The sequence below is a fragment of the Pseudomonas putida genome (assembly GCF_028682175.1).
Taxonomy (GTDB): Bacteria; Pseudomonadota; Gammaproteobacteria; order Pseudomonadales; family Pseudomonadaceae; genus Aquipseudomonas; species Aquipseudomonas putida_AD.
Genome location: NZ_JANHKS010000092.1, coordinates 1 through 8,078 on the forward strand (window position 1 = coordinate 1; position 8,078 = coordinate 8,078).

Below are 8,078 nucleotides of genomic sequence, written 5' to 3' on the forward strand. Positions count from 1 at the left end.
GCCCCCGCCGGCAAGCCGTGCTGCTACGGGTGCATCAAGGATTCAGTTCAATTGATCTTCAAGCGCAACCGCAATCCGCGCAGGCCATAACTGACCCACGGCCACAGCAGGGCACTGACCAGTGCCGGCAACACCAGCGCCAGCGTCGGCTGGCGGTTGCCGGTCAATGCGCTGAGCCACAGCTGCACCAACTGCGCCAGGCCAAAGATCACCAGAATCACCAGGCATTGCTGCCACATCGGGAACATGCGCAGGCGCTGCTGCAACGACAGCACCAGAAAGGTAATCAGCGTCAGGATCAGCGCGTTCTGGCCCAGCAAGGTGCCATAGAGCACGTCCTCGGCAAGGCCCAGCATCCAGGCGGTGACCATGCCGATCTTGTGCGGCAATGCCAGCGCCCAGAACGCCAGCAGCAGCGCGAGCCACAGCGGGCGGAAGATCTCCATGAATTGCGGAAGCGGAGAAACACTGAGCAGCAGGCCGATGACGAACGTCAGCCAGACCACCCAGCCGTTTCGCGCGGGGGCGTGACGAGCCATTATTCTTCCCTCTCGTGCGTTGCCGCAGGGGCCGGCGCAGGCGTTGCAGGCTTGGGCGCAGCGGGCTTGGCCGGTTGATGGGCAGGCGGTTTGCTCGCCGCAGGCTTGGCCGGCGTCGCTGCTGGCGTGTTGCTTGCCGGTGCAGCGGCAGGAGCGGCAGCCGGGGCCGTAGACGTGCTGTGGGCAGGTTTGGGCACGGTGGCCGGAACCACTGGCTTGTTCGGCGTCGCGGCGGGCGCAGCGCCCGGCACGGTGGCTGACGGCACGGCAGACGGATCGGCGGCCTGGCGGTCGAGTGATTCCTGCTGTTGCGCGGCATCGGCAGCGCGCTCTTCGGGCGAACGGCCATCAGAGAACACCAGCAGCAGGTAACGGCTGCGGTTCAGGGCGGCGGTCGGCACGGCGCGAACGATCGCGAACGGCTGGCCGGAGTCGTGAATCACTTCCTTGACCGTCGCCACCGGGTAACCCGCCGGGAAGCGCTGGCCCAGGCCGGAACTCACCAGCAGGTCGCCTTCCTTGATGTCGGCAGTGTCAGCCACGTGACGCAGTTCCAGGCGCTCCGGGTTGCCGGTGCCGCTGGCAATCGCGCGCAGGCCGTTGCGGTTGACCTGCACCGGAATGCTGTGGGTGGAGTCGGTCAGCAGCAGCACGCGGGAGGTGTACGGCATCAGCTCGACCACCTGCCCCATCAGGCCGCGGGCATCGAGCACCGGCTGCCCCAGCACCACGCCGTCGCGCTCACCCTTGTTGATGATGATGCGGTGGGTGAAGGGGTTGGGGTCCATGCCGATCAGTTCGGCGACTTCGACCTTCTCGTTGACCAGCGCCGAGGAGTTGAGCAACTCGCGCAGACGCACGTTCTGCTCGGTCAGTGCAGCCAGCTTTTGCAGGCGGCCCTGGAGGAGCAGGTTCTCGGTCTTGAGTTTTTCGTTTTCGGCGGCCAGTTCAGTGCGGCTGCCAAACTGGCTGGCAACGCCCTGATACAAACGTTCGGGCAGGTCGGCGATCCAGTACGACTGCATCAGCACCAGCGACATCTGGCTGCGAACGGGCTTGAGCAGGGTGAAACGCGCATCCACGACCATGACGGCCACGGACAGGACGACCAGCACCAACAGACGAACGCCCAGCGACGGGCCCTTTGAGAAAAGCGGTTTAATGGGCCGCTCCTTCCAGGGATGCTTGTGTTTGGCTGTGCTTATTCATGGGACATGAAACCGGCCTGGTGCGGGTTGACGGAAATAAGGTGTGCAAGCCTTGCAGCGTCAAGCTCTCAATACAAGAGCGGGACGTCAACAGGTCAGACACAAACGGGCAGCGCCATAAGCGCCACCCGTTCGACATCATGGTGCAATCCGGCGACTTATTCGCTGGAAAGCAGGTCCATGGTGTGCTTGTCCATCATTTCCAGCGCACGACCACCGCCACGAGCCACGCAGGTCAGCGGGTCTTCGGCGACGATGACCGGCAGACCGGTTTCCTGGGCCAGCAGTTTGTCCAGGTCACGCAGCAGCGCACCACCACCGGTCAGCACCAGACCGCGCTCGGCGATGTCCGAAGCCAGTTCCGGAGGCGATTGCTCCAGCGCGCTTTTCACGGCCTGAACGATGGTTGCCAGGGATTCCTGCAACGCTTCCAGCACTTCGTTGGAGTTCAGGGTGAAGGCGCGTGGCACGCCTTCTGCCAGGTTACGGCCGCGTACGTCGACTTCACGCACTTCGCCGCCCGGGTAGGCAGTACCGATTTCCTGCTTGATGCGCTCTGCGGTGGATTCACCGATCAGGCTGCCGTAGTTGCGACGCACGTAGGTGATGATCGCTTCGTCGAAACGGTCGCCGCCCACACGTACGGATTCGGCGTAAACCACACCGTTGAGCGAGATCAGGGCGATTTCAGTGGTACCACCACCGATATCGACGACCATCGAGCCGCGGGCTTCTTCGACCGGCAGGCCGGCACCGATGGCAGCGGCCATTGGTTCTTCGATCAGGAACACTTCACGTGCACCGGCGCCCAGGGCCGATTCGCGAATGGCGCGACGCTCAACCTGGGTGGATTTGCACGGCACGCAGATCAGCACACGAGGGCTAGGCTGCAGGAAGCTGTTTTCGTGAACCTTGTTGATGAAATACTGGAGCATCTTTTCGCACACGCTGAAATCGGCGATCACGCCGTCTTTCATCGGACGAATGGCAGCGATGTTGCCCGGGGTACGGCCCAGCATGCGCTTGGCTTCCATCCCGACAGCAACGACGCTCTTCTGATTTCCGTGGGTCCGGATGGCCACAACCGATGGCTCGTTCAGGACAATACCGCGCTCACGCACGTAAATAAGGGTGTTGGCAGTGCCCAGGTCGATGGAAAGATCGCTGGAAAACATGCCACGCAGTTTCTTGAACATGGGAAAGGGACCCTAGGGAACGCGTGGGTAAAAAAGTGCGGCAAACTCTAACAACGACAGGGATTTTGGGCAAGGAGCCAATATGTTAAATTGGCTGTTTTTCCGAGCACTACCCTCGAAGATCGCGGCGTTAAGACCGTCTAAATCGCGAAGTGTTCCGCAATCTGACGTACGGTTAAGTCCGTGCGCATTCCACTGGAGAAACCCCCATGGCGCTTGATCGCTCCGACGTGGAAAAAATCGCTCATCTGGCCCGACTGGGTCTCAATGACGCCGATATCCCGCGTACTACCGAAGCACTGAACAGTATTCTCGGGTTGGTCGACCAGATGCAGGCGGTCGACACCACCGGTATCGAACCGCTCGCGCACCCGCTCGAAGCCTCGCAACGCCTGCGTGAAGACGTGGTCAGCGAAGCCAATCATCGCGATTCCTATCAAGCCATCGCACCAGCGGTCGAAGACGGCCTTTATCTGGTTCCGAAAGTCATCGACTAAGGGAATGAGCCTGCAATGCATCAAATGACTCTGGCAGAGATCGCTCGCGGACTCGCCGACAAAAAGTTTTCCTCCGAAGAGCTGACCCGCTCCCTGCTGGCGCGCATCGCCCAGCTGGACCCGCAGATCAACAGCTTCATTTCCGTCACCCTAGACCTGGCCATCACCCAGGCCCAGGCCGCTGACGCCCGCCGCGCTGCTGGCGAAACCGGCGCGCTGCTGGGCGCCCCGCTGGCGCACAAGGACCTGTTCTGCACCAAGGGCATCCGCACCAGCTGCGCCTCGAAGATGCTCGACAACTTCAAGGCCCCGTACGACGCCACCGTGGTCGCCAAGCTGGCCGCTGCTGGCACCGTGACACTTGGCAAGACCAACATGGACGAATTCGCCATGGGTTCGGCCAACGAGTCCAGCCACTACGGCGCAGTGAAGAACCCGTGGAACCTTGAGCACGTACCGGGCGGCTCGTCCGGCGGTTCGGCAGCAGCAGTTGCCGCTCGTCTGTTGCCTGCCGCGACTGGCACCGACACCGGCGGCTCGATCCGCCAGCCTGCCGCGCTGACCAACCTCACCGGCCTGAAACCGACCTACGGTCGCGTTTCGCGCTGGGGCATGATCGCCTACGCGTCGAGCCTGGATCAGGCCGGCCCCATGGCCCGCACTGCCGAAGACTGCGCCCTGTTGCTGCAAGGCATGGCCGGTTTCGACGTCAATGACTCCACCAGCATCGACGAGCCGGTCCCGGACTACAGCGCCAGCCTGAACGGCTCGCTGCAAGGCCTGCGCATCGGTGTGCCGAAGGAATACTTCAGCGCAGGTCTGGACTCGCGCATCGCCGACCTGGTCATGGCAAGCGTCGAAGAGCTGAAAAAGCTCGGCGCCGTGGTCAAGGAAGTCAGCCTGCCGAACCTGCAACACGCGATCCCTGCGTACTACGTGATCGCACCGGCAGAAGCCTCTTCCAACCTGTCGCGTTTCGATGGCGTGCGCTTCGGCTACCGCTGCGAAGACCCGAAAGACCTGACCGACCTGTACAAGCGCTCCCGTGGCGAAGGCTTCGGCCCTGAAGTACAGCGCCGGATCATGGTCGGTGCCTACGCGCTGTCCGCCGGTTACTACGACGCCTACTACCTGCAGGCGCAGAAGATCCGTCGCCTGATCAAGAACGACTTCATGAATGCGTTCAAGGATGTCGATGTCATTCTGGGCCCGACCACGCCGAACCCGGCCTGGAAGATCGGCGCCAAGAACGCCGACCCGATTTCCGCGTATCTGGAAGACTTCTACACCATCACCGCCAACCTCGCGGGCCTGCCTGGCCTGTCGATGCCAGCCGGTTTTGCCGATGGCTTGCCGGTGGGCGTGCAACTGCTGGCGCCGTACTTCCAGGAAGGGCGCCTGCTCAATGTCGCTCACCAATACCAATTGGTCACCGACTGGCACACCCGCTCGCCTGAAGGCTTCTAAGGAGAAAACACATGCAATGGGAAGTCGTCATCGGGCTGGAGATTCACACCCAGCTCACCACCCAATCGAAGATTTTCTCCGGTAGCGCCACCACGTTCGGCTCCGAGCCCAACACCCAGGCCAGCCTGGTTGACCTGGGCATGCCCGGCACCCTGCCGGTGCTGAACAAGGAAGCGGTGCAGATGGCGGTCAAGTTCGGCCTGGCCATCGACGCCGAGATCGGCCAGCACAACGTGTTCGCCCGCAAGAACTACTTCTACCCGGACCTGCCCAAGGGCTACCAGATCAGCCAGATGGAGCTGCCAATCGTCGGCAAGGGCCACCTGGACATCACCCTGGAAGACGGCACCATCAAGCGCATCGGCGTAACCCGCGCCCACCTTGAGGAAGACGCCGGCAAGAGCCTGCACGAAGACTACAGCGGCATGACCGGTATCGACCTGAACCGTGCTGGCACCCCGCTGCTGGAAATCGTTTCCGAACCGGACATGCGTTCGGCCAAGGAAGCGGTGGCCTACGTCAAGGCGATGCACGCGCTGGTGCGCTACCTGGGCATCTGCGACGGCAACATGGCCGAAGGCTCGCTGCGTTGCGACTGCAACGTGTCGGTTCGCCCGGTTGGCCAGGTCGAGTTCGGCACCCGCTGCGAGATCAAGAACGTCAACTCGTTCCGTTTCATCGAGAAGGCGATCAACAGCGAGATCCAGCGCCAGATCGACCTGATCGAAGACGGTGGCAAGGTCATCCAGCAAACGCGCCTGTACGACCCGAACACCAACGAAACCCGCGCCATGCGCAGCAAGGAAGAAGCCAACGACTACCGCTACTTCCCGGACCCCGACCTGCTGCCGGTGATCATCGAGGACTCGTTCCTTGCGCAGACCCGCGCCAGCCTGCCGGAACTGCCGCCGCAAAAACGCGAGCGCTTCCAGTCGCAGTTCGGCCTGTCGCTGTACGACGCCAGCGTGCTGGCTTCCAGCCGCGAACAGGCGGATTACTTCGAGCAGGTGGTGGGCATCGCCGGCGACGCCAAGCTTGCGGCCAACTGGGTGATGGTGGAACTGGGCTCGCTGCTGAACAAGCAAGGCGTCGAAATCGACGAATCGCCGGTCAGCGCCGAGCAACTGGGCGGCATGCTCAAGCGCATCACCGACAACACCATCTCCGGCAAGATCGCCAAGATGGTCTTCGAGGCGATGGCCAATGGTGAAGGCAACGCCGACGAGATCATCGAGAAGCGCGGTCTCAAGCAGGTGACCGACACCGGCGCCATCGAGTCGATCCTTGACGACATGCTGGCCGCCAACGCCGAGCAGGTCGAGCAGTACCGCGCCGCCGATGAAGCCAAGCGCGGCAAGATGTTCGGCTTCTTCGTCGGCCAGGCCATGAAAGCCTCCAAGGGCAAGGCCAACCCGCAGCAGGTCAACGAAGTGTTGAAGCGCAAGCTGGAAGGTTGATGCACAGGCCCTGATCCGGAACTTTCGACATCAGGGCCGGCCCAATCGTCGGAATGCCGCCCAGAGCAAGCTCACTCCTACAGGAATGTGCACCGTCCTGTAGGAGTGAGCTTGCTCGCGATAGCGGCATTTCGGACGACGCATAAGGTCCGGATCAACATTTATCAAAGGATTGCGAACCATGTGGCGGCTCTTAAGCGCTTGCGCCTTGCTCTCCCTGCTGGCCGGTTGCGCCAGCGAAGGCATCATCGATCCACACGGTTACAACGCCACCGGCGGCGCGTCGTATTACGGCTCGCGCCATCAAGGCAAGCGCACCGCCAGCGGTGAACGCTTCGACCAGAATTCCCTGACCGCCGCCCACCGCCAGCTGCCTTTTGGCACTAGGGTGCAGGTCACCAACCTGGACAACGACCGCAAGGTCATCGTCCGTATCAACGATCGCGGCCCGCATACCCGGGGCCGAATCATCGACATCTCCCGCCGGGCTGCCGAACAATTGGGTATGCTGCGCAGCGGAACCGCCCAAGTGCGGGTGCAAGCCCTCGACGACTGACCCTGACCGATTTGAAGGTGCCCTGAATTCTTGCCCTGTCGACCCTGCCACTGCCCACGCTGATCGAGCTGGCCTGTGGTCTTCTGCTGATGATCGTCGGCGCCGAGCTGTCGGTGCGTGTCGCCGTGACCTTGGCTGCCCTGCTGAAAACCCGTCCGCTGTTCCTCGGGCTGACTGTCGTCGCGCTGGGCAGCAGCGCCCCGCAGATGGCCGTCGGCCTGCAGGCGGCGCTGACTGACAGCACCGACATCGCCGTGGGCAGCGTGATCGGCAGCAACATCTTCAACATTCTGGTCACCCTCGGCCTGTCAGCATTGATCATTCCGCTGCGCGTGGCCCGGCAACTGGTGCGGGTGGATCTGCCGCTGATGATCGGCGCCACACTGCTGGTCGCCGCACTGGCGTGGAATGGCGAGCTGAGCAACGTCGACGGGGTGATCCTGCTGATCGCGCTGGCGGGTTATCTGCTGGTGGTGTCCCGCCAGTTCGCCCACGGCGTGCGCCACACCGCCAGCACCGACGACCTGCCCCGGCGCCGGACCTGGCCGATTATCCTGCGCCTGGCGCTGATGGGCGCGGGCCTGACCCTGATGATTCTGGGCAGCCATCTGCTGGTAGGCGCTGCCGTGGTGGTCGCCACCGACCTGGGCCTGTCGGAGCGGGTGTTCGGCCTGACGGTGATCGCCGGGGCCACTTCACTTCCCGCGCTGATGACCTCGCTGGTCGCCGCCGTTCGCGGCGAACGTGACATCGCGGTGGGCAATATCATCGGCAGCAACCTGTTCAACCTGCTGGGGGTGCTGGGCATCACGTCGCTGATCGCCACCGGCCCGCTGTCGATCTCGCCGAACGCGCTGGATTTCGACCTGCCGGTGATGCTCGGCGTCGCCCTGCTGTGCTTGCCGCTGTTCTATTCGGGCTATCGCATCACCCGGCTCGAAGGCCTTTTGCTGTTGGGGCTGTACGCGGTGTACGGGCTGCACATCGTGTCGTTCACCACCGGTATGCCGTTGGCCGAACGGCTGGAGCGCTTGATGATTCATTACGCATTGCCGGTGTTGGCGGTAGGCGTTCTGGTCACGACCTTCCGGGCATGGCGCAGACAGCACTGACCGGTGAATGCCCCGTAGCAGCACGGCTTGCCGGCGGGGGCGGCCT

Annotated in this window: 8 protein-coding genes; 5 read left to right on the forward strand and 3 right to left on the reverse strand. The window is 62.9% G+C overall.

Annotation, left to right across the window (positions count from 1 at the left end):
* Positions 1-47 precede the first annotated feature (47 nt).
* From mreD to mreB, 3 genes are all read right to left on the reverse strand, one after another.
* Positions 48-539, reverse strand: coding sequence for a rod shape-determining protein MreD (gene mreD / locus NPS29_RS28340; protein ID WP_037012599.1), 492 nt, complete (start codon positions 537-539; stop codon positions 48-50).
* Positions 539-1,672, reverse strand: coding sequence for a rod shape-determining protein MreC (gene mreC / locus NPS29_RS28345; protein ID WP_425312563.1), 1,134 nt, complete (start codon positions 1,670-1,672; stop codon positions 539-541). The genes mreD and mreC overlap by 1 nt, the downstream gene beginning before the upstream one ends.
* A 233-nt stretch (positions 1,673-1,905) precedes the next feature.
* Entirely contained in the window at positions 1,906-2,943 is a 1,038-nt protein-coding gene (gene mreB, locus NPS29_RS28350; RefSeq protein WP_020292894.1) for a rod shape-determining protein MreB, read from the reverse strand.
* Between the two features lie 209 nt (positions 2,944-3,152).
* On the opposite strand from mreB, the gene gatC reads away from it, so the two are divergent.
* The 5 genes from gatC to NPS29_RS28375 all read left to right on the forward strand — a co-directional run bounded on the left by gatC (position 3,153) and on the right by NPS29_RS28375 (position 8,032).
* The gene (gatC, locus tag NPS29_RS28355) at positions 3,153-3,440 is read left to right on the forward strand and encodes an Asp-tRNA(Asn)/Glu-tRNA(Gln) amidotransferase subunit GatC (RefSeq protein WP_074755999.1); all 288 of its coding nucleotides are present in this window, start codon (positions 3,153-3,155) and stop codon (positions 3,438-3,440) included.
* Positions 3,441-3,455: 15 nt separating this feature from the next.
* On the forward strand, positions 3,456-4,907 hold the full coding sequence (gatA, locus tag NPS29_RS28360; protein WP_274136788.1) for an Asp-tRNA(Asn)/Glu-tRNA(Gln) amidotransferase subunit GatA: 1,452 nt from the start codon (positions 3,456-3,458) through the stop codon (positions 4,905-4,907).
* 11 nt (positions 4,908-4,918) lie between these two features.
* Entirely contained in the window at positions 4,919-6,364 is a 1,446-nt protein-coding gene (gene gatB, locus NPS29_RS28365) for an Asp-tRNA(Asn)/Glu-tRNA(Gln) amidotransferase subunit GatB (RefSeq protein ID WP_274136789.1), read from the forward strand.
* Between the two features lie 181 nt (positions 6,365-6,545).
* On the forward strand, positions 6,546-6,920 hold the full coding sequence (locus tag NPS29_RS28370; protein WP_274136790.1) for a septal ring lytic transglycosylase RlpA family protein: 375 nt from the start codon (positions 6,546-6,548) through the stop codon (positions 6,918-6,920).
* A 59-nt stretch (positions 6,921-6,979) separates the two neighbouring features.
* On the forward strand, positions 6,980-8,032 hold the full coding sequence (locus NPS29_RS28375; RefSeq protein WP_274136792.1) for a calcium/sodium antiporter: 1,053 nt from the start codon (positions 6,980-6,982) through the stop codon (positions 8,030-8,032).
* Positions 8,033-8,078: the final 46 nt, after the last annotated feature.